This is a genomic window from uncultured Sneathiella sp. (genome assembly GCF_963976355.1).
Classification (GTDB): Bacteria; Pseudomonadota; Alphaproteobacteria; order Sneathiellales; family Sneathiellaceae; genus Sneathiella.
The window spans coordinates 376,508-396,300 of record NZ_CAXBKA010000003.1 but is presented as its reverse complement, the minus strand read 5'-3'; the positions used below and the strand labels follow the sequence as shown (position 1 = coordinate 396,300).

The window sequence follows — 19,793 nt, the reverse complement described above, 5'->3', positions numbered from 1 at the left end:
TTAATCTGTTCCGGCTCGCGCCGCTAAAAATCTCAAAAGGGGCATGTCGCCCGAATATATCACGGTTTCAAAATATCCAGTTTGATCGGGCCGTCGACATCGCCATTGACGAACTGCGTCACATATGGGTCGCCGCAGGTCTGAATCTCCGCGGCCGGGCCCGCCCAGACCACGCTCCCCTTATAAAGCAGCGCGATCCGGTCTGCAATTTTTTGCGCGCTCTCCATATCGTGGGAGATGGTCAGCGTGGTCGCGCCGAGGGCGCTGGTGCAATCGCGGATCAGGGTATCGATGACATCGCCCATGATCGGATCGAGGCCCGTGGTCGGCTCGTCAAAGAAGATAATCTCCGGATCCGCCGCGATGGCGCGGGCGAGGCCGACGCGTTTCTGCATGCCGATGGAAAGTTCCGCCGGGGTCTTGTCCGCCAGTTCCGGGCCGAGACCGACGAGGGCGAGTTTCTCGATCGCGATTTCCTTGGCCTTCTTGCGCGCCATGCCATGGGCCTGCATCAGGCCGAAGCTGACATTCTCCCAGATGGTCAGGCTGTCGAACAGGGCGGCATACTGGAACAGCATCCCGGTTTTCAGCAGCACCTTCTCGCGCGCCTGGGCGGAGAGGTCGGTGATCTCCTCGCCGTCGATGAAGATCTGGCCGCTGTCGGGCTTCAAGAGGCCGAGGATGCATTTCAGCATCACCGACTTGCCGGTGCCGGACCCGCCGATCACCACCAGCGATTCCCCGTCGGCAATGGAGAGGTTGAGGTTATCGAGAACAACCTTCTTGCCGAAGGATTTGCAGATATTTCTCAGCTCGATTTTCGGCGTGTCGCTCATGATCTCATTCAATGAGCAGGACGGTGAGGAAATAGTCGCTGATCAGGATCAGCACGAAGGAGGAGACAACCGCGTTCGTCGTCGCCTTGCCGACCCCTTGCGCGCCGCCGGTGGAATGGAAACCGTGGTAGCAGCCCATCAGCGAGACAATGAAGCCGAAGACAGCGGCCTTGATCAGGCCGGAGACCACGTCGCTAATCTCCAGGAATTCGAAGGTGTTGTTGAGATAGTTGCTGGCGTTGAAGCCGAGTTTCTCCGTCGCCACCAGGAAGCCGCCCGAGACACCGATGATATCGCCGATCAGCACCAGGAAGGGCAGGGTCACCAGTCCGGCGATCAGCCGCGGCACCACCAGATATTTGAACGGGTTGGTCGAGAGCGTGACGAGGGCGTCGATCTGCTCGGTCACGCGCATGGTGCCGATCTCGGCGGCGATGGCGGCGCCAACACGCCCGGCGATCATCAGGCCGGAGAGCACCGGCGCAAGCTCGCGTGTCAGGCCGATGACGACGATGGTGGCAACCGCGCTCTCGGCGTTGAAGCGGGACGAGCCGACATAGATCTGCAGCGCCAGCACCATGCCGGTAAAGAGCGCCGTCATGCCGACGACCGGCAGGGAATAATAGCCGATGTCCATCATCTGCTTGCCGATCAGGCGGAGATAGAAGGGCGGGGTAACGCAATGGCGCAGCCCTTGCGCCGTAAAAATCGCGATCCGGCCGACGGCCGCCATGAAGGAGAGAAAAACGCGGCCGATGGTGGCGAGAAAATTCCTGTCCATGATATCAGCCCGCGCCTTCCAGATACTCACGATAATAACGGTTGCCGAGCGCGGTGAGAATCTCGTAGGGAATCGTCCCCGCATGGGCGGCCACATCATCGAGCGGCACGGCGCCGCCGATCAGATCGACGAAGCCGCCGGGCTGGCAGTCCTCTTTCGCAACCCTGCTGACATCGATGGTGATCATATCCATGGAAACGCGCCCTATAACCGGTACTTTAACGTCATTCACTGCACATTCTGCCTTGTTGCCAAGGGCGCGGAAATAGCCGTCCGCATAGCCGACCGAAACGGTGGCAATCCGGCTCGATTTCTCGGTTCGGAAAGTCGCACCATAGCCAACGCCAATTTCGCTGTCAACGTCCTGAACCTGCAGGATTCGCCCCTGCAAATGCACCACCTCGGCCATCGGGTTGGGCCTGCCGGGTTCGGGGTTGCCGCCAAAGAGCGCAATCCCCGGGCGCACCATGTCGAGATGATAGTCGGACCCTAAGAAAACCCCCGAGGAATTGGCGAGGGACAGCGGCGCTTTGTCGAGCGGGGCGGGCAGCAGGCCGCGGAAGTATTTCAGCTTGTCGAGCTGCTGGCGGTTGAGCGGATGCTCGGGCATATCGGCGCAGGAGAGATGGCTCATCAGGAACTCGATTTCAAGGTGATCGAGCAGGCCGGGTTCCTTCGCGAGCGCCCTGATCTCCGCTTCCAGCAGGCCAAGCCGGGTGATGCCGGTATCCAGATGCAAGAGCGCCGGGAGCGTCTTCCCCGTCTCTTTTGCAAAAGCGGCCCAGCGGCGGATATCATCGAGGGAGTTGAGCACCGGATCGAGCCTGTGTTCGAGATAGACCGCTTCGGTCTCATGCAGAAGTCCGGCGAGGATATGGATCTTCACCTCCGGCAAGAGGCGGCGCAGCGCGATCCCCTCCAATGGCAGGGCAACGAAGAAACGGCGGCATCCGGCGGCATAAAGGGCGGGGCCGACGCGCTCGATCCCGAGACCGTAGCCGTCCGCCTTGACCGAGGCGGCGCATTCGGCGGGCGCGGCCTTGTCCGCCAGCAACCGGTAATTCTCCTGCAAGGCCCCGAGATTGATTGTCAGATGCGCCCCGGCCAGCTTCCGTTCCATATACGCAGAACTCCTAATGATGCTCCGGCAGATATTCTTCGGAGACATAGTTGCCGAAGCGGGTGAATTCCGGCTTGAAATGCAGCTTGATGATGCCGATCGGGCCATGGCGCTGCTTGCCGATGATCACCTCGGCGAGGTTGTGCAGCCGCGACATGCGCTCCTGCCAGTCGGCATGTTCCGGCGTGCCCTCGGTGGGCGCCTTGCGTTCTTCGTAATAGGCTTCGCGATAGACAAACATGACGACGTCGGCGTCCTGCTCGATGGAGCCGGATTCACGCAAGTCCGAAAGCTGCGGCCGCTTGTCGTCGCGGTTCTCGACCTGACGGGAGAGCTGCGAGAGGGCGATGACGGGGATGTCGAGCTCCTTGGCAACGGCTTTGAGGCCCTGCGTCACCTCCGAGATTTCCTGGACCCGGTTGTCCTGCCGCCGACCGGAGCCTTTCATCAGCTGCAGATAGTCGACAACGATCAGGCCGAGGCCGTGGCTGCGCTTGAGGCGGCGCGCCCGGGTCCGGAGCGCGGCGATGGAGAGCGCCGGGGTATCGTCGATAAAGAGCGGCAATTCGGAAATCAGCGCGCTCTGCGGCACCAGCTTGTTGGCGAATTCATCGTCGGTGAGGTCGCCGCGGCGGAGTTTTTCGGAACTGATCTCGGTGGCTTCCGCAAGGACACGTCCGACGAGCTGTTCGGCGGACATTTCCAGCGAGAAGAAGCCGACCACCGCGCCTTCCTTGCCGCCACTCGCGTGGTAGGCCTTGGCGGTGTTATAGGCGATATTGGTGGCGAGCGAGGTTTTCCCCATGGACGGACGCCCGGCGAGGATCAGCAAATCCGACTTGTGCAGGCCGCCGAGCTTGGCGTCCATGTCTTTTAAGCCCGTGGTCGCACCGACCAGATTGCCGTCGCGCTGGAACGCCTCCTCGATCGATTTGAGGGTTTCATCGACGGCGATGCGCACCGGCATCAGCGCCCCTTCATGAGAGCCGTTCTCGGCGAGGGAGAAGAGTTTCTGTTCCGCATTTTCGATCTGCGAGCTCGAGGTTTCCTCAAGGTCCGAATCATAGGCGATATTGACAATTTCCTCGCCCAGCAGGATCAGCTCCCGCCGTATGGCGAGGTCATAGATCAGGCGGCCGTAATTCTCCGCATTGATGATGGTGGTGGCGGAGGCGGCGAGGCGCGCGAGATATTGCGAACCCCCGATATCGGCCAGCGCACTGTCGCGGTCGAAATAGGATTTCAGCGTCACCGGATCGGCGATCTCCCCGCGCTCGATCAGGGTGATGGCGGCCTGATAGATGCGGCGGTGGACATCCTCGGCGAAATGCTCGGGCTTGAGGAAGTCCGAAACCTTCGCCGCCGCGTCGTTATTGACGAGGATCGCCCCGATCAGATCCTGCTCGGCCTCGACATTATGCGGTGCGGCGCGATAGCCGTGTCCTGCCGTCTCCTCGCCGCTGTCGCGGCCGTCATTCAGTGTGAGCGTTTCCATAGGCGGATGTTAGCACAGCCAACGGCTGTTATTCACGTGGTTTCTGGAGGCGGTCTGCAAAGAGCGCCCGGATTTCTGTGGATAACTCTTTTCCACAGCCTGTGAACTTCGGGGATAAAAAAACGGCGCCGTAACCGGGCGCCGCTTTTCCTGTCGGTTTGTCCGGCGCGGGGTTACGCGTCGTCTTTTTTCTCTTCCGGCTCTGCGTCGAGCTCGGAGGGGTCGATCTCGCCGGCGGCGACCTGTTCCAGTTCCTCGACATCCACATCGGCAGTGGATTCGAAGACATTGACGACAGCCTCTTCGCGCTCGTCAAGCTTGGCTTCGGCCACTTCCTCGACACTTTCGCCGCGGGCCTGGATTGCCGCTTCCTCGTTGGAGCGGGCAATGTTGACCGTGACCGAAACGATGACTTCCGGATGCAGCCGCACCTTGATGTCATGCAGGCCGAGGGTTTTCAGAACCTTGTCCAGGATGATCTGCTTGCGCGAGACCGTGAAGCCGCCTTCGGTGATGGCTTTCGCGATATCCTGCGTGCTGACCGAGCCATAGAGCTGCTGGGATTCGGAGGCGGCGCGGATCAGGACGACGGATTCGCCATCGAGCTTCTCACCAACCTTTTCGGCTTCCTTCGCCTGTTTCAGGTTTTCCGCTTCCAGCTGGGCGCGCTGGGTCTCGAACACCGCGAGATTTTCCTTGCTTGCCCTGAGTGCCTTGTTCTGCGGCAACAGGTAATTGCGGGCATACCCGTTCTTTACCGTCACGACATCGCCCATTTGACCGAGTTTCTCAACCCGTTCCAACAATACTACTTCCATCAGTCTTCCTCCAGCTTCGTGGTTACGGCAAAGCGGCGCCTGAACCCGATCCAATTTTCCATCAGTCCCAATATCGCAACAAGCAGGACCAACCATAAGGTTATAATCATCAATATATAGACCGCCCCCAAAATGAAGGGACGCCCGTTCCATCTGTGTGACACCACATGGATGACCGCCATTCCCTGCAGGAAGAACAGCGTCTCCAGCGTAATCACGACGGCCCCCAGCAGCGGCAGCGGGGTGTCGAGCAGGACACTCAACGCCGTTGCCGCGATGAAGGCCAGCGCCAGCCAGTTGGGCAGCGCCATCTTCGTCAGTTTCGGTGTCGGCCGGATGTTCTTGTTGAAGCGGGCCAGCAGGCCTTGCGCCAGACAGCCGCTCAACAGGATGAACATCCCCCAGATCGGGCCGAGGAACTGTGGCATCAGGCTCACGAATTCCTCTCCGGTCAGGGCCGGGGTGACACCTTGTATTTCCTGCATCTGCGCCAGCATCTGGTCGAACGCCCCGACCATCCCCTGACGCAGCGCCTCGTCCCAATAGAGCAGCCCGATGGCCAGCCCCGTCAGTCCGATGCAGATACCCGCCCACCAGATCAACAGATAGTCGACCGGGTACCAGAATCGCGTTCCGTCACTTTCCCGCCAGAGCAATGCCTGCCGCACCAGGATGACCACCGGCAAACCGGCAATCACCGCATAGGCGAGGGCGAAGCCCGTATCGATCGCAATCGCGGCGACCAGCACACCTGTCGCGACCGAGATAAGGGCGCTTCGCAACCCGAACCCTAACCCGGACACAAACAGCGGGATCAGTGACAAGATCCAGAAGGCAATGGTCTGAAAGGCTGTCCCGAAGGAGGTGCCGCCCACATTTCCCAGAATGGAAAGGGCGACAAGCGCGGTATTCAGGATACCAAGCGCAACAGCAACAACCAGTTCCTTGCCCATTATCAAATCTTTCCGGGGCCGACCATAATCGTTGCCCCCGGCTTTCTTACTTTACAAGAAACGGCAGCAGAGCGAGGTTTCTTGCGCGTTTGATGGCTTTGGCCAGCTCCCGCTGCTTCTTCGCGGAAACGGCGGTAATCCGGCTCGGCATGATTTTGCCGCGCTCCGACACATAGCGCTGGAGGAGCTTGACATCCTTGTAGTCGATCTTCGGCGCGCCGTCCCCGGTAAACGGGCAGGTCTTGCGGCGACGGAAAAACGGGCGGCGTTGTGCGTCGGCCATTACGCGTCCTCCTTCTCGGTGCTGTCGTCAGCGGTTTCGTCATCTTTGTCAGACGTGTTCCGGTCATCATCGTCGTTATCGTCATCGCGGTCGCGGCGGCGATCAGGACGCGAGCTGCGGCTCTGCAGCATGACGCTGTCACCTTCTTCCAGCTCGTCGACCTTGATGGTCATGTGGCGCAGCACGTCTTCATTGAGACGCAGGTTGCGTTCCATTTCCTTCACGGCATCGGCCGGGGCGTCGATATTGAGGAGGACGTAATGGCCCTTGCGATTTTTCTTGATCTTGTAGGCGAGATTGCGAAGGCCCCATTGTTCAACCTTGGCAACCTTGCCGCCGCCGTCACTGATGAAGGCGGATGCGGCTTCTGTCAGTGTTTCCACCTGCTGGCTGGAAATATCCTGACGCGCAATAATAACTGTCTCATACAGAGGCATATATAAAGCTCCTTATGGCTCTTGAATGTCTGGAGTTACCACCGGTAACCGCCCAGACTTAGCCGACCTCCGTCGGCAAGGAGTATTGAGGCGGCGGACTATACAGATTTTACCGCCTTATGCAAGTGGGCTTGACAGGAAATTTTGCTGCAATATGACTGTTCACTTCAAGTCAACAGAATCGGACCCGATAATTATGACACGTGCATTTGTATTTCCCGGCCAGGGCAGCCAGGCCGTCGGTATGGGGCAGGAGCTGGCGCAGAGCCATGCCGCCGCCCGTGAAGTCTTCCAGGAGGTGGATGAAGCGCTTTCGCAGAATCTCTCGAAACTGATGTTTGAAGGCCCGATCGAGGAGCTGACCCTGACCGAGAATGCGCAACCCGCCCTGATGGCGGTCAGCATGGCGGTGGTCCGCGTCCTTGAAAAAGACGGCAATATGGATCTGGCGAAGGTTGCGAAATTCGTCGGTGGCCATTCCCTCGGCGAATATTCCGCCCTCACGGCGGCGGGCGCGCTGGAAATCGCCGATGCGGCGCGGCTGCTGAAGGCGCGCGGACAGGCCATGCAGGCGGCGGTGCCCGTCGGCGTCGGCGCTATGGCCGCCTTGCTCGGCCTCGATATCGGTCCGGTCGAGGAGGTCGTCGCCGAGGCGCAGAAAAAATCCACCAATGACGAGATCGTCGTTGCCGCCAATGACAATGCGGACGGGCAGGTCGTGCTCTCCGGTCACAAGGGCGCGGTCGAGGCGGCGATCGAGATTGCCACCGCCAAGGGCGCGAAGAAGGCGATGCTGCTCCCCGTGAGCGCCCCGTTCCATTGCCCGCTGATGCAGCCCGCCGCCGATGCCATGGCCGAGCGGCTCGCCGATGTGGTGATCGCGCCGCCGCGGGTGCCGCTGATCGCCAATGTCACGGCGCGCGAGGTGAGCGATCCCGATACCATCCGCAAGCTGCTGGTCGAGCAGGTGACCGGGCGCGTACGCTGGCGCGAGAGCGTTCTTTACATGGGCGAGCAGGGGGTTGAGGAACTGGTCGAGATGGGCAGCGGCAAGGTCCTCTCGACCATGGTCCGGCGCATCAACCGGGCGATGTCCGGCTCCGCCGTCGGCACTCCCGCCGATATCGACGCGTTTCTTGCAAAACTCTGACCGATTACATAAGTGAGGAAGACCATGTTTGATTTGACAGGAAAATGCGCCCTCGTCACCGGGGCCTCCGGCGGTCTTGGCGCGGTGATCGCGCGCGATCTGCATCGTCAGGGCGCGACGGTCGCCCTCTCCGGCACGCGGGAGGAGGCGTTGCAGAAAGTTGCGGCGGAACTGAAGGACCGCGTTCATGCGCTGCCCTGCAACCTTTCCGACATGGCGGCGGTGGATAACCTGATCAAGCAGGCGGAGGAGGCGATGGGCCAGGTCGATATCCTCGTCAACAACGCCGGCCTGACGCGCGACGGCCTGGCCATGCGGATGAAGGATGAAGACTGGGACATGGTTCTGGATGTCAACCTCAAGGCGGCGTTCAAGCTCTCCAGGAATGCGCTCCGCGGCATGATGAAGCAGCGTTTCGGGCGGATCATCGGCATTACCTCCATCGTCGGGGTGACGGGCAATCCGGGCCAGATGAACTATGCCGCCTCGAAAGCGGGGATGATCGGCATGTCGAAATCGCTGGCGCAGGAAGTGGCAACGCGTGGCATCACCGTCAATTGCGTGGCGCCGGGCTTTATCGAGACGGCGATGACCGACGCGCTGCCGGATGCGCAGCGGGACGCGCTGCTGACGGCGGTGCCTGCGGGCACCCTCGGCAAGCCGGAGGATATCTCCGCTGCGGTGGTCTATCTCGCCTCGGAAGAGGCGGCCTATGTCACCGGCCAGACGCTGCATGTCAACGGCGGCATGGCCATGATTTAAACGGCGCGCCGGGCGCGGGGGATCAAAAATTTCCCGGCCCGGTCAGGTTTTCTTTGCAAGATGATTAAAGTATGTTAGGAAACCGCACCAAATTGACCTCCGTTGGCGCTTGAATTTTTCGCACCTTGGGGGTAAGGAATGAGCATAGACTTTTTGAACTGTCGGATTTTCTAAGGATACAGCTATGAGTGATATCGCAGGGCGCGTAAAAAAAATCGTCGTTGAACATCTCGGTGTAGATGAAGGCAAGGTAACGGACGAAGCGAGCTTCATTGACGATCTGGGCGCAGACAGCCTGGATACGGTTGAGCTGGTGATGGCTTTTGAAGAAGAATTCGGCATCGAGATTCCCGATGACGCAGCCGAGAAAATCCTGACGGTTAAAGACGCGATCACGCATATCGAAGCTGCCTGATCGGCCGGGGCCCTGCGCCCCGTTCTCTTTTTCTGTACAATATCTATTGGGTGACGCATGCGACGAGTGGTGGTAACCGGCCTGGGACTTGTGACCCCGCTGGCGAACGGGGTCCAGCCAACCTGGAGAAAGCTGATTAACGGCGAATCCGGGGCGGGGATGCTGACCAAGATCGACACGACGGACCTGCCGGTCCGCTATGGCTGTGAAGTACCGATCGATCCGGACCAGCCCGACTCCTTCATTGCCGACAACGTTCTGGAACCCAAGGAACAGCGGAAAGTCGACAGCTTCATCATTTTCGGCATTGCCGCCGCCGATGAGGCCATCAAGGACAGCGGCTGGGAACCCAAGACGGAAGAGGAATTCTGCCGCACCGGTGTTACCATCGGTTCCGGCATTGGTGGCCTGCCCTCGATCGAGGCGAACGCCATCACCCTGCATGAACGCGGCCCCCGTCGTATCGGCCCGTTCTTTATTCCGGGCGCGCTGATCAACCTTGTCTCCGGACAGGTCTCCATCCGTCACGGCTACAAGGGGCCGAACCACGCCGTGGTGACCGCCTGTTCCACCGGCGCCCATGCCATTGGCGATGCGGCGCGGATGATTGCCGACGATGATGCGGATGTCATGGTTGCCGGCGGTGCGGAAGGCGCGATCTGCCGTCTCGGCATTTCCGGCTTTGCCTCCGCCAAGGCGCTCTCCAACTCCTATCACGATGCGCCGGAAACGGCCTCGCGCCCCTATGACAAGGGCCGCGATGGCTTCGTCATGGGCGAGGGCGCGGGCGTTGTCGTTCTGGAAGAATATGAGCATGCCAGGAAGCGCGGCGCGAAAATCTACGCCGAGGTTCTGGGCTATGGCCTGTCGGGCGATGCCTATCACATCACCGCGCCGTCCCCCGATGGCGACGGCGGCTATCGCGCGATGCAGATGGCGCTCAAAAAATCCGGGCTGAATGCCGACGATATCGGCTATGTCAATGCCCATGGCACCTCGACCATGGCTGACTTCCTGGAGGTCGGCGCGGTTGAGCGGCTGTTCGGCGCAAGCGCCAAGAATGTCGCCATGTCCTCCACCAAGTCGGCGATCGGCCATCTGCTCGGCGCCGCCGGCGGGGTCGAGGCGATCTTCTCCATCCTCGCCATGAACGAGGGGATCCTGCCGCCGACCATCAATCTTCACGAGCCGGAGCAAGACTGCCAGCTTAACCTTGTGCCGATCAAGGCGCAGGAGAAGAAGGTCGATGCGGTTCTGTCCAATTCCTTCGGGTTCGGCGGAACCAATGCCAGCCTTGTCATGAAGCGCGTCTGACCTTCGGGCCGGAGGCGGGGCCATGAAGAAAAAATTCCTCATCGGCCTGACCGCCCTTTTTCTGCTTGCCGTGGTCGCGATTGGTGGTATTGCCGCCGTCGGATGGACTCTGTTCACCTCTCCCGGCCCGTTCGAGGGCGAGACCGTCTATATCCTCAAGAAAGGAACGGGCCTCAGGGCGCTGTCTGCCGATCTTCAGGAAAAAGCTATTATAAACAATCAGTATGCCTTCATTTTTGGTGTAAGACTTGAACAAAAGTCGGGCCAGCTCCAGGCCGGTGAATATCGTATTCCCTATGCCATTTCGGGGCAGGATCTGATGAACCTCTTTGTCTCGGGCAAGGTGATCGAGCGGTTGATCACCATCCCCGAAGGCCTCCAGAGCCGGGAAATCCGCGCCCTAGTCGAGGCGGCGGACGGGCTGGAGGGGGAGATCACGCGGCCGATGCCCGAGGGCGCTTTCCTCCCCGAAAGCTATCAGTACCGCCTCGGCGATACCCGCGATGAGCTGCTGGATCGCATGGCGGCGGCGATGCAGACGGCGATTGCCGTGATTACCGCCGCCCATCCCTTGCCGCCGGAGATAAAATCGGAGGAGGAGATGGTCATCCTCGCCTCCATCATCGAGAAGGAGACGGCGGTGGCGGCGGAACGGCCGCGGGTGGCCGGGGTCTTCCTCAACCGGCTGCGTAAAGGAATGAAGCTGCAATCGGACCCGACGGTGGTCTATGGCGTGACTGGCGGCACCCGCGATCTCGGCCGGCTTCTGAGTCGCAAGGACCTTGCGACCGTCAATGACTACAACACCTATCAGATGACCGGCCTGCCCGCCGGCCCGATCGCCAATCCGGGGATCGAGAGCCTGCAATCGGTGGTGCAGCCCGAAGAGACGGACTATCTCTATTTCGTCGCCGACGGCACCGGCGGCCATGCCTTTTCCCTCACCCTCGATGAGCATAACGCCAATGTCCGCAAATGGCGGCAGTTGAACAAGAAGCCCTGAATTCTGCCGCCGTTGCCTGATTTGGCACAAAATCCCCGCCGCAAGCGTCCTTGCCATGGATAATGGATAAAGAAGTGGCGGGAGCCCCATGGCGGTGAGTACGGATACGATACAGACGCTGCTCCGGCAGCGGCAGCAGCTGCGCGAGGCGCTGCTCGAACTCAGGAAGGAAATCGAGTCGCTGGATGCGACCTCGCTCGATCTGGTGAACAGCAATATCAAGAACACGCCCTCCGCCGCCACCACACCGGACGGGGAGGCGACACCGGCGGGCAGCGTTCCGGAGCGAACGGCGGCGCCTGTTCACGCAGCGGCTTCCACTGCGGCACCGGCGGCGGCGGAGATAAAGGCCGCGCCGACAACGCCCGCTGCACCCGCAACGCCTGCCGCACCCGCCGCCAAAACGCCGGAACCCGCGCCCGTTCAGACACCTCCGCCTGCGCCGGTTTATACGCCTGCACCGGCCCCTGAACCGGCCCCGGCCCCCGTTGCGCCGCCAGCCGCTCCGACAGCAACGCCAGAGCCCGAGCGGCAGGAGCCGGTGCTGATGGCAGCCGCGACACCGCCTGAAGCCGCACCGGAAAGGGTGGCGGAGAAAGCGCCCGAAAAAGCGCCTGAAAAAGAGCATGGGAAAGCCCATGAGAAAACACCGGAAAAAGCCGATGAAAAATCCACCCATAAGGAGATGACCGAGCGGGAGATCGAGAGGGCCTGGGACGAGGGCACGGCAACGGAGGAGGAGGCATTCGGCGAGCTGCTTGATCGCGCGCGCATCCTCTCCAACTATTTCCTTGATCACCCGGCAAGCTCGACCCCGGCGGAGCTGGGGGCCCTCGATGCCGCCATCACCATCAGCGAGCGGGCCAAGACCCCGGCGGAGAAGACCTCCTGCTATCACACGTTGCAGGCCGCCTACCGCAAGATTTCAGCGGCGAATTTCGACACCCTCGGCCTCAATGGCAAGACCCTGCAGGACAGCCAGCTGGGCGCGCCGCTGCTCTGGACGATCCCGCTCTCCATCTCGCTGCTGATCTTCGTGTTCTTCCCGCTGTTGCTGCTCGCGCGGCATCTGGCGGCGGAAATGTTCACTGATAATTTCGCGAATGATCTCACCTGGTCCATCGGGCTGGTGGCCGCCTATCTCTGGGGCACGGTCGGGGCGCTCAGCCTGCTGACCCTCAATATCGCCATCGAGGTGAGGAAGCGCCGTTATGACGAGGCGGTGCGCCTGTCGCCCGGATTGCGCGGCGCCCTTGGCGGGCTGACCGGGGCGTCCTTCTTTCTGACGCTGGAACCCTGGCTGCCGATGAGCGGCGCAGCGGAAGACTTCGCGCTTGATCTTGCGGCCTTTCTCGGCGGTATGCTCTCGACGGTGCTGTTCGCAGGCCTCCAGCGCATGATCAGCGCCATCACCGGCCGTCTGGAACCGGCCAAACCCAAACCCTCGGCCGCGGCCAAAAAATAGCGCCGCGCGCTTGTGGCGGTGCGCCGAAGCGGATATACAGGGGCGGTGACGAATTCCCCGACCGACCCCATGCGCGAGAGGCCATTTTGACGATTAACAGTATGACGGGATTTGCCCGGGCAAGCGGCTCTTTCAAGGGGGTTGGCTGGCTCTGGGAAGTGAAGAGTGTCAACGGGCGGGGGCTGGAAGTCCGCTGCCGCATTCCCGCAGGGTTCGATCATCTGGAAGATCCGTTGCGCAAGCTTGTCAAGACACGCATCACCCGCGGCAATGTCAACATCCATCTGCAGTTCGACCGCGCGAGCGCCGGGACCGCCTATCAGGTGAACCGCGAATTTCTGGAGGAACTGCTGAGCCTCGCCCATCATTATGCGGAACGCGGAGAGGCGGACCGGCCGCGCATGGACGGCATGCTGGCGCTCCGCGGGGTGATCGAGACCCGGGACGAGACGGCGGGCGAGGATGCCGATGACGAGGGGCTGGCGGCGGCGATGCTGTCCTCCGCCGGAGAGCTGGTTGAGAGTCTCGCGGCGGCCCGAAACGAGGAGGGGCGCGCCCTTGGCCCCGTGCTGATTGCGCAGCTTGACGAGATCAAGGCGCTGGTCGCCCGGGCGACGGAGATTGCGGCGGGCTGGCCGGACAAGATGCGCGCCAAAATCAAGGCGCAGATGGCCATATTGCTGGAGGCCGGGGAGCTCGACGAAGGGCGGCTGGAGCAGGAGCTCGCGCTGCTCACCACCAAGGCGGATATCGCCGAGGAGCTGGACCGGCTGACCAGCCATATTGCTGCCACCCGCGACATGCTGGAAGGGGCCAGCGCACCGGTCGGGCGGCGGCTCGACTTCATCTGTCAGGAATTCAACCGCGAGGCCAATACCCTCTGTTCCAAGGCCAATGACAAGGAACTGACGCAGATCGGGCTCGATCTCAAGGTGCTGGTCGACAAGATGCGCGAGCAGGTTCAGAATATTGAGTAGGGGTAGCTGAGGATGACGGGGGACGACGAAAAAGGGATGATGACGCGGCGGGGGCTGATGCTGGTGCTGTCCTCACCGTCGGGAGCGGGCAAGACGACGATCTCCCGCGCCCTGCTCAAGGAGGAGGACGAGCTGGTCATGTCGGTCTCCGCCACCACCCGGCCGCCGCGCCCGGGGGAGGTGGACGGCGAGGATTACTTCTTTGTCGAGCCGGTCGACTTCAACCTGATGATCAATCGCGACGAACTCCTGGAACATGCCAAGGTTTTCGGCAATTACTACGGCACGCCGCGCGGCCCGGTCGAGGAGGCGCTGGCCGACGGACAGGACGTGCTGTTCGATATCGACTGGCAGGGCACGCAGCAGCTGGCCCAGAAAGCCAAGAGTGACCTGGTCAGCGTCTTTATCCTGCCGCCCTCCACCGATGCGCTGGAAAAGCGTCTGAAAACCCGGGCGCAGGACCCGGCGGAGGTGATCGCGCAGCGCATGTCCAAGGCGGCGGAGGAAATCAGCCACTGGCGCGAATATGACTATGTGGTCGTCAATGACGATGTCGATCACTGCCTGGCGCAGGTGAAGGCGATTTTAAAGGCGGAACGGCTCCGGACCCACCGCCGCGCCGGTCTGATCGATTTCGTGAGCCGCCTGCGCGAGGGGTATTAGGCAGGTTCCGCGTAGGCGCGCGCCAGCGCACAGAATTCCTCTATTGAAAGTTCCTCGGCCCGGCGGGTCGGGGCGATCCCGGCGTTTTCCAGCTTTTCTTCCGTGTTTGCACCGAGCGGTTTCAGGCTCGCCCGCAGCATCTTGCGCCGCTGGTTGAAGGCGGCGGCGACGACTTTTTCAAGGATGTCGGGATCGGCGGGAAAAAGGGGACTCTCGCGCGGGAACAGGGTGACGACGGTGCTGGTCACCTTCGGCGGCGGGGTGAAGGCGCGCGGCGAGATATCGAACTCGCGCCGGGTTTCGCACAGCCACTGGCAGAGGATGCTGAGACGACCATAAGCCTTTGTGCGCGGGACCGCCGTGATGCGATCGGCCACCTCTTTCTGGAACATCAGGGTGAGAGAGGAAAAACGCCCCGGCTGTTTCAGCCATTTGATCAGGAGCGGCGTTGCCACATTATAGGGCAGGTTGGCGATGATCTTCGCCGGGCCGTCAAGGAGCGCCGCCTCATCAATGGTGAGCGCATCGTCATGGATCACCTCCAGCCTGCCCGGATAGGCTTCCGTAATCTCGGCGAGGGCGGGCAGGCAGCGGGTATCCTTCTCCACCGCGATGAGTTTTTCTGCGCCCGCCGCCAGGATCGCCCGTGTCAGGCCGCCGGGACCGGGACCGATCTCGATCACCGTCTCGCCTTTGAGACTTCCGGCGCAGCGTGCGATCCGGCCGGTGAGGTTGAGGTCGAGCAGGAAATTCTGACCGAGCGATTTCTCCGCCCGGAGGCCGTGTTTCGCGATCACCTCCCGAAGCGGCGGCAGGGCGGGCGTGTCAGTCATTTTTTGCGCCCGCCATCTCGGCGGCCAGTTTCAGCGCGGCGATCAGGCTGGCGGCGCTGGCGACACCTTTGCCCGCAATATCCTCCGCCGTGCCGTGATCGGGCGAGGTGCGGATGATGGACAGGCCGAGGGTGACATTGACCCCGCCGTCGAAATCGATGGTCTTGATCGGGATCAGGGCCTGGTCATGATACATGCAGATGGCGGCGTCATAATTCTGGCGCGCCGCCGGGTGGAACAGGCTGTCGGCGGGGAACGGCCCGTTGATCTTCATGCCCGCCGCCTGCAGTTTCGCGATGACCGGACGGATAACCGTTTCCTCCTCCCGCCCGATGGTGCCGTCTTCCCCGGCATGGGGGTTGAGACCGGTGACAACCAGCCGGGGATTGGCGAGGCCGAAGCGGCGTTTCAGGTCACGGTGAGTTGTCTCGATCACATGGGTGAGGCGGGCGGCATCAAGGGTTTCCGGCACCTTGGCAATCGGGATATGGACGGTGGCGGGCACAACCTTGAGGGCCGCGCAGGCGAGCATCATCACCGACTTGCCGTCCTCCCCGGTCAGTGCCGCGAGATATTCCGTATGGCCCGGATGGGTGAATCCGGCCTCATACAGCCGCCGCTTATGGATGGGGTTGGTGACGATGGCCTCGGCGTCTCCCGATTGGCACAGCTCGACGCCGAGGCGGATGGCCGCGATGGTCTGCTCTGCCGGATCAAGGCCGTCCTCCAGCGCGAGGAGGGGGAGGGCGCGGGGGAAGATATCACGCGCCGCGGCGGGCTCCGGAATTACCTCAAGGGGTACATCCGGGAACAGGCGGTTGACCTGCGCGGTTACCTTATCCTTGCCGCCGATCAGGAAGAAGGGCGCGAGATGGTCGGCTTCCCGCCGTTGCCAGGCCTTGGCGCTGATCTCGATCCCGATACCATTGGAATCGCCCATGGTCACGGCGAGAAGCGGCGGGGGTGTCATAGCCGGTTTTCGACGGTCGCTGCGGTGTGGATGTCCTGCATATAGCCACGCGCCCGGTTTTCCGCCCGGCGGAGCATGATTTCGCGGCGGATGGCGTCCGGATCGTTGCTGCGGGCCTGCGGATCGTTGCGTTCGCAGACGACGAAGATGCGGTAGACCCCGTCATCAAAATAAGGGGTGCTGACCTCGCCGGTCTCCATATCCTGCAGGATTTCCTTGATATGGTCGGGCATATCGCCGAGGCGGATCTGGCCGATCCTGCCGCTGAGGGAGCTGTTAAGCTCGGTCAGTATGTCAGGTAGCTTCTCGCAGCCATCGATGAAATTGCTGATGGTGTTGGCGAGTTTTTCCTGCGCCCCGGGTCCGGCATTCGCCGCGCCTTCCGCTGGTTCGGGCACGACAATCTGGGTGATGTCGAGAGAGATATCATCGGGGTCGTTCTCCAGGATTTTCCGCGTCGCCTTCACGGTGACGATGTAGAAACCGGCGCCCGAGCGGATCGGGTCGGAGATGCGATTGGTGCCGAGATTTGGCAAAAGCTCGGCAATTTCGGGTTCCACATCTTCTTCCAGCACCCAACCGATGGAACCCCCCGACGCGGCCGTGGCGCCCTGGCTGAACTGGGAGGCCGCGCGCTCGAACGAGGCGCCGGAGCGAAGCTGGGAGACGAGGTTGGCAACGCTGTCGCGCACCTGTGCTTCCGGCGCGCTCGGCTCGATCGGCAGATAAATCTCGCTCATCAGATATTCCGTCTTGCCCTTGTTCGCCTCCATCGCCTGACGGACGGCCTCGACCTCCTCGTCGGAAATGGTGATCCGCGGCATGATCCGCGCCTCGATCAGGCGGTTCCAGATCAGGTTTGCGCGCACCTGCGACATCATCGTGTCAATGTCGATATTGTTCTGGCGCAGCATGCGGTCGAGCTGTCCCGGCGGCATGCCATTTGTTTCCTCAAGATAGGCGATGGCGTTCAGCACCTCTTCATCGCTGATAGAGATGTTGTAGCGCGCCGCCTCCTGCATCTTCAGCCGGTCATCGATCAGCCGCGCCAGGGTCGGATCGACAAGCTGCTGGCGGGTCCGGTCGGTATTGGGAAAGCCCGACAGAATGATGGTCAGCTTGATCCGCTGGTTGAGGTCATAGCCGGAAATAACCTCGTCATTGACCACGGCAACAATCTTCTGCACATCCTGCGCCGCCGCGGCCGACAGGACAAACAGCGCCGCAAGGCCGGCCAGCAGGGTATTTCTCAACATTCGACAGATCAGCATGGTTTTTAATCTTTACGTTTTTACTCTCTCATCAGCCATATAGTGCAGGCAGGCGGCAGGATAACCCGTGGCGCGTCTAATTGAAAGGCAGCAGCCTGATCCGGACGCCGAAGCGGGTTTCCGGTTCCACGTCGCGGTCGCGGGTGAAAGACCGTCTCGCCTCCAGCGCGATGCCGAAACATTCATCCAGATATTCCAGGCCGATCCTGCCGTCAATCGAATTGCCGTCATTGACGAGATTACGCCGGTAGCTGCCATAGGCGCTCCAGAATTCGGAGAGCTTGACCTTGCCCGCGACATAGATTTCCTCCCGCCGGTCCTGGGTGATCCCGTTCGGGTCGTCCCGCAGGTAGACATAGCCCAGATCAAACCAGTTTTCCACCGTTCCCAGCTTCATGCTGATCTCGTTGCGGGCGAGGAACAGGCTGTCATGGTCGAGCCGGACACGGTTGACGAACTGCAGATAATCGGCCGGGCGGATTTCAAGGCGGGCGACATAGTCGGAGAAGCGGTCCTCAAGACCGGTGCCGTCCTGAAAGCCGGTGTCCTTGTCGAAATGATAGCTCTGGCCGAACAGCAGCGTCGTATAGCCGCCCGAGGCGCCGTAAGCGCTCAGGTTCAGGCCATAGTTCAGCCGGGCGCCGGTCTCCACCTCGTCAAGTCCCGCATAGCGGTTGGAGCCGAACAGGTTGGTGTCGTCAAACTCGAAGCTCAGGCTGTCTTCATTGGGAGTGCCGTTGTCGCCGATAACATCGGACCAGACGGCCTCGGCAATCGGTTCGACGACCTGGCGGATGGAGCCGGACTGGCGCACGAAGGGATATTGCCATTTGACAGAGACGGAGGGGACCAGCCGCCCGGTAAAGGCGTCATCGGCGGTGGCGCTCGACGGATCGGCGGGGTTCGCGAGCTGGTCATGGGTGTAGTAAAGATCGCCGCGGATGGAGGTATCCAGCGTGATCACCTGTCCGTTGCCGGTGGTGTAGGGGTTGAGATAGCCGCCCTCCAGCGAGAGGCGGTTGGTGTCCTGCCCGTCGGTCCGGTAGATGGCCAGCACATCTGCATTGGCATCGAAACGGCCACCGAAGGAGTTGGCATCTCCGACATAGGAATAATTCCACCAGGCCGGCACGATCGGCGTCTCGCCGGACACATCCTCTTCGGTCAGCCCCTGAAAGCTGTAGGCGCTGAGCAGCGAGAAATTCCGGCCGCGCTGTCCTTGCAGATAGGCGGTCGAGGTCAGCGTGTCGGCATCGCTGATGTCATATTTCTTCAGATAGGTGTCATGGGTGGTGCGGAAGATGTCATAACCCCAGACCCAGGCATCGTCGATGCGGAACTCGCCATCGCCGCGGATATGGCCCTGGAATTCCTGCCCGCCGGTTTCATTGTTGTTGTTGTCAACCTTGTCCACATAGGTGAGGGAACCGTCAAACTGGAACGATCCGCTTTCCACCGCCTGGCGGTATTCCGCCGCCATCTGTACCCCTTCCTTGGAGGTGATGGTCGGCGTGATGGTCATGTCCTTGTCTTCATCGATGACATAGTAATAGGGCACCTTCACGCCATAGCCGAGGGTCGATGAATTGAACACGCTCGGGGCCAGAAATCCGCTCTGGCGGTCAACGGTCGGATCGGGATGGGCGAAATAGGGTGTATAGATGAGCGGGACGCCGAAAAACTCCAGAAAGGCGTTGCGGTAGGTGATCGTCTTTTCCTGCCGGTCATGAATGACCTTGTCCGCCTTAGCCTGCCAGATCGGCGCGCGTGTCGGATCTTCCTTGCAGGGTTCGCAGCTTGTAAAGACAGCCTTGTTCATGACGGTACGGTTCTCGTCCTCGCGGATCGCGTCATGGGCGGCGAGGCGGGAATTGTCGGTGAACAGGATCTTGAGGTCGCGGATCGCGCCGGTCTTGAGTTCGTTCTCAAGCTCCATGTTATCGGCGAAGATGACATCGCCGGTCGGCTCCAGCAGGGCGATGTTCCCCTCCGCCCGGACCGTATCCGCCGCCACGTCATAGATAATCCTGTCGGCCTTCAGCACCCGGTCGCCCTGCACGATCTCGACATTGCCGCGGGCCTCCACCCGCTGGGCCTCATTGTCATAGACGACTTCATCGGCGCTCAGCAGCGCCTCCTTCGAGAGGTCGAGCTCGGATGATTCCGCCTCCGCGGCCTGCGCGGGTCCGAGCGGCGCATTCAACGCCAGCAAGGCGCCCAGACCCAGGTAAATCGCCCTCTTCATCG

20 protein-coding genes are annotated in these 19,793 nt (G+C 61.4%); 8 read left to right on the top strand and 12 right to left on the bottom strand.

Annotated elements, in window-relative coordinates; all coding sequences use genetic code 11:
* Window positions 1-59: 59 nt before the first annotated feature.
* The 8 genes from AAC599_RS08955 to rpsF form a co-directional block, all read right to left on the bottom strand.
* Window positions 60-836: an ATP-binding cassette domain-containing protein gene (locus AAC599_RS08955; RefSeq protein ID WP_340150064.1), complete on the bottom strand. Its 777-nt coding sequence runs from the start codon at window positions 834-836 to the stop codon at window positions 60-62.
* 4 nt (window positions 837-840) lie between these two features.
* The gene (locus AAC599_RS08950) at window positions 841-1,617 is read right to left on the bottom strand and encodes an ABC transporter permease (RefSeq protein WP_340150063.1); all 777 of its coding nucleotides are present in this window, start codon (window positions 1,615-1,617) and stop codon (window positions 841-843) included.
* 4 nt (window positions 1,618-1,621) lie between these two features.
* Window positions 1,622-2,737 carry an alanine racemase gene (alr, locus tag AAC599_RS08945; protein WP_340150062.1) on the bottom strand — a complete coding sequence of 372 codons (1,116 nt, stop codon included), beginning with the start codon at window positions 2,735-2,737 and terminating at the stop codon, window positions 1,622-1,624.
* Between the two features lie 13 nt (window positions 2,738-2,750).
* A complete protein-coding gene (locus tag AAC599_RS08940; protein WP_340150061.1) occupies window positions 2,751-4,232 on the bottom strand; it encodes a replicative DNA helicase in 1,482 nt (493 codons plus the stop codon).
* Window positions 4,233-4,405: 173 nt separating this feature from the next.
* Window positions 4,406-5,050 carry a 50S ribosomal protein L9 gene (gene rplI, locus AAC599_RS08935; protein WP_340150060.1) on the bottom strand — a complete coding sequence of 215 codons (645 nt, stop codon included), beginning with the start codon at window positions 5,048-5,050 and terminating at the stop codon, window positions 4,406-4,408.
* The gene (locus AAC599_RS08930) at window positions 5,050-6,003 is read right to left on the bottom strand and encodes a DUF2232 domain-containing protein (RefSeq protein WP_340150059.1); all 954 of its coding nucleotides are present in this window, start codon (window positions 6,001-6,003) and stop codon (window positions 5,050-5,052) included. The genes rplI and AAC599_RS08930 overlap by 1 nt, the downstream gene beginning before the upstream one ends.
* Window positions 6,004-6,049: 46 nt before the next feature.
* Window positions 6,050-6,286, bottom strand: a complete 237-nt coding sequence (gene rpsR / locus AAC599_RS08925) for a 30S ribosomal protein S18 (RefSeq protein ID WP_339632313.1) — start codon at window positions 6,284-6,286, stop codon at window positions 6,050-6,052.
* A complete protein-coding gene (rpsF, locus tag AAC599_RS08920; RefSeq protein WP_340150058.1) occupies window positions 6,286-6,723 on the bottom strand; it encodes a 30S ribosomal protein S6 in 438 nt (145 codons plus the stop codon). Before rpsF ends, rpsR begins: the two co-directional genes overlap by 1 nt.
* Before the next feature lie 196 nt (window positions 6,724-6,919).
* Here rpsF and fabD point away from each other — a divergent pair, with 196 nt between their 5' ends.
* From fabD to gmk, 8 genes are all read left to right on the top strand, one after another.
* Window positions 6,920-7,873 carry an ACP S-malonyltransferase gene (gene fabD / locus AAC599_RS08915; protein WP_340150057.1) on the top strand — a complete coding sequence of 318 codons (954 nt, stop codon included), beginning with the start codon at window positions 6,920-6,922 and terminating at the stop codon, window positions 7,871-7,873.
* A 24-nt stretch (window positions 7,874-7,897) separates the two neighbouring features.
* Complete coding sequence (gene fabG, locus AAC599_RS08910) at window positions 7,898-8,635, top strand: 3-oxoacyl-[acyl-carrier-protein] reductase (RefSeq protein WP_340150056.1); 738 nt, start codon at window positions 7,898-7,900, stop codon at window positions 8,633-8,635.
* A gap of 184 nt (window positions 8,636-8,819) precedes the next feature.
* Window positions 8,820-9,050, top strand: coding sequence for an acyl carrier protein (locus AAC599_RS08905; protein ID WP_161315501.1), 231 nt, complete (start codon window positions 8,820-8,822; stop codon window positions 9,048-9,050).
* Between the two features lie 57 nt (window positions 9,051-9,107).
* Entirely contained in the window at window positions 9,108-10,364 is a 1,257-nt protein-coding gene (fabF, locus tag AAC599_RS08900; RefSeq protein WP_340150055.1) for a beta-ketoacyl-ACP synthase II, read from the top strand.
* A gap of 22 nt (window positions 10,365-10,386) precedes the next feature.
* Window positions 10,387-11,367 carry an endolytic transglycosylase MltG gene (gene mltG / locus AAC599_RS08895; RefSeq protein ID WP_340150054.1) on the top strand — a complete coding sequence of 327 codons (981 nt, stop codon included), beginning with the start codon at window positions 10,387-10,389 and terminating at the stop codon, window positions 11,365-11,367.
* 88 nt (window positions 11,368-11,455) lie between these two features.
* Entirely contained in the window at window positions 11,456-12,832 is a 1,377-nt protein-coding gene (locus AAC599_RS08890; RefSeq protein ID WP_340150053.1) for a hypothetical protein, read from the top strand.
* Window positions 12,833-12,918: 86 nt separating this feature from the next.
* Window positions 12,919-13,809, top strand: coding sequence for a YicC/YloC family endoribonuclease (locus tag AAC599_RS08885; protein ID WP_340150052.1), 891 nt, complete (start codon window positions 12,919-12,921; stop codon window positions 13,807-13,809).
* Between the two features lie 12 nt (window positions 13,810-13,821).
* Complete coding sequence (gene gmk / locus AAC599_RS08880) at window positions 13,822-14,472, top strand: guanylate kinase (RefSeq protein ID WP_340150051.1); 651 nt, start codon at window positions 13,822-13,824, stop codon at window positions 14,470-14,472.
* On the opposite strand, the gene rsmA is transcribed toward gmk, so the two are convergent.
* The 4 genes from rsmA to lptD form a co-directional block, all read right to left on the bottom strand.
* Complete coding sequence (gene rsmA / locus AAC599_RS08875) at window positions 14,469-15,305, bottom strand: 16S rRNA (adenine(1518)-N(6)/adenine(1519)-N(6))-dimethyltransferase RsmA (RefSeq protein WP_340150050.1); 837 nt, start codon at window positions 15,303-15,305, stop codon at window positions 14,469-14,471. The genes gmk and rsmA overlap by 4 nt on opposite strands.
* Window positions 15,298-16,275: a 4-hydroxythreonine-4-phosphate dehydrogenase PdxA gene (pdxA, locus tag AAC599_RS08870; protein ID WP_340150049.1), complete on the bottom strand. Its 978-nt coding sequence runs from the start codon at window positions 16,273-16,275 to the stop codon at window positions 15,298-15,300. The genes rsmA and pdxA overlap by 8 nt, the downstream gene beginning before the upstream one ends.
* Window positions 16,272-17,531 carry a peptidylprolyl isomerase gene (locus tag AAC599_RS08865; protein ID WP_340150048.1) on the bottom strand — a complete coding sequence of 420 codons (1,260 nt, stop codon included), beginning with the start codon at window positions 17,529-17,531 and terminating at the stop codon, window positions 16,272-16,274. The genes pdxA and AAC599_RS08865 overlap by 4 nt, the downstream gene beginning before the upstream one ends.
* Window positions 17,532-17,622: 91 nt before the next feature.
* Window positions 17,623-19,791 (bottom strand): LPS assembly protein LptD, encoded by a 2,169-nt coding sequence (gene lptD, locus AAC599_RS08860; RefSeq protein ID WP_340150047.1) that lies wholly within the window; start codon window positions 19,789-19,791, stop codon window positions 17,623-17,625.
* Window positions 19,792-19,793 lie beyond the last annotated feature (2 nt).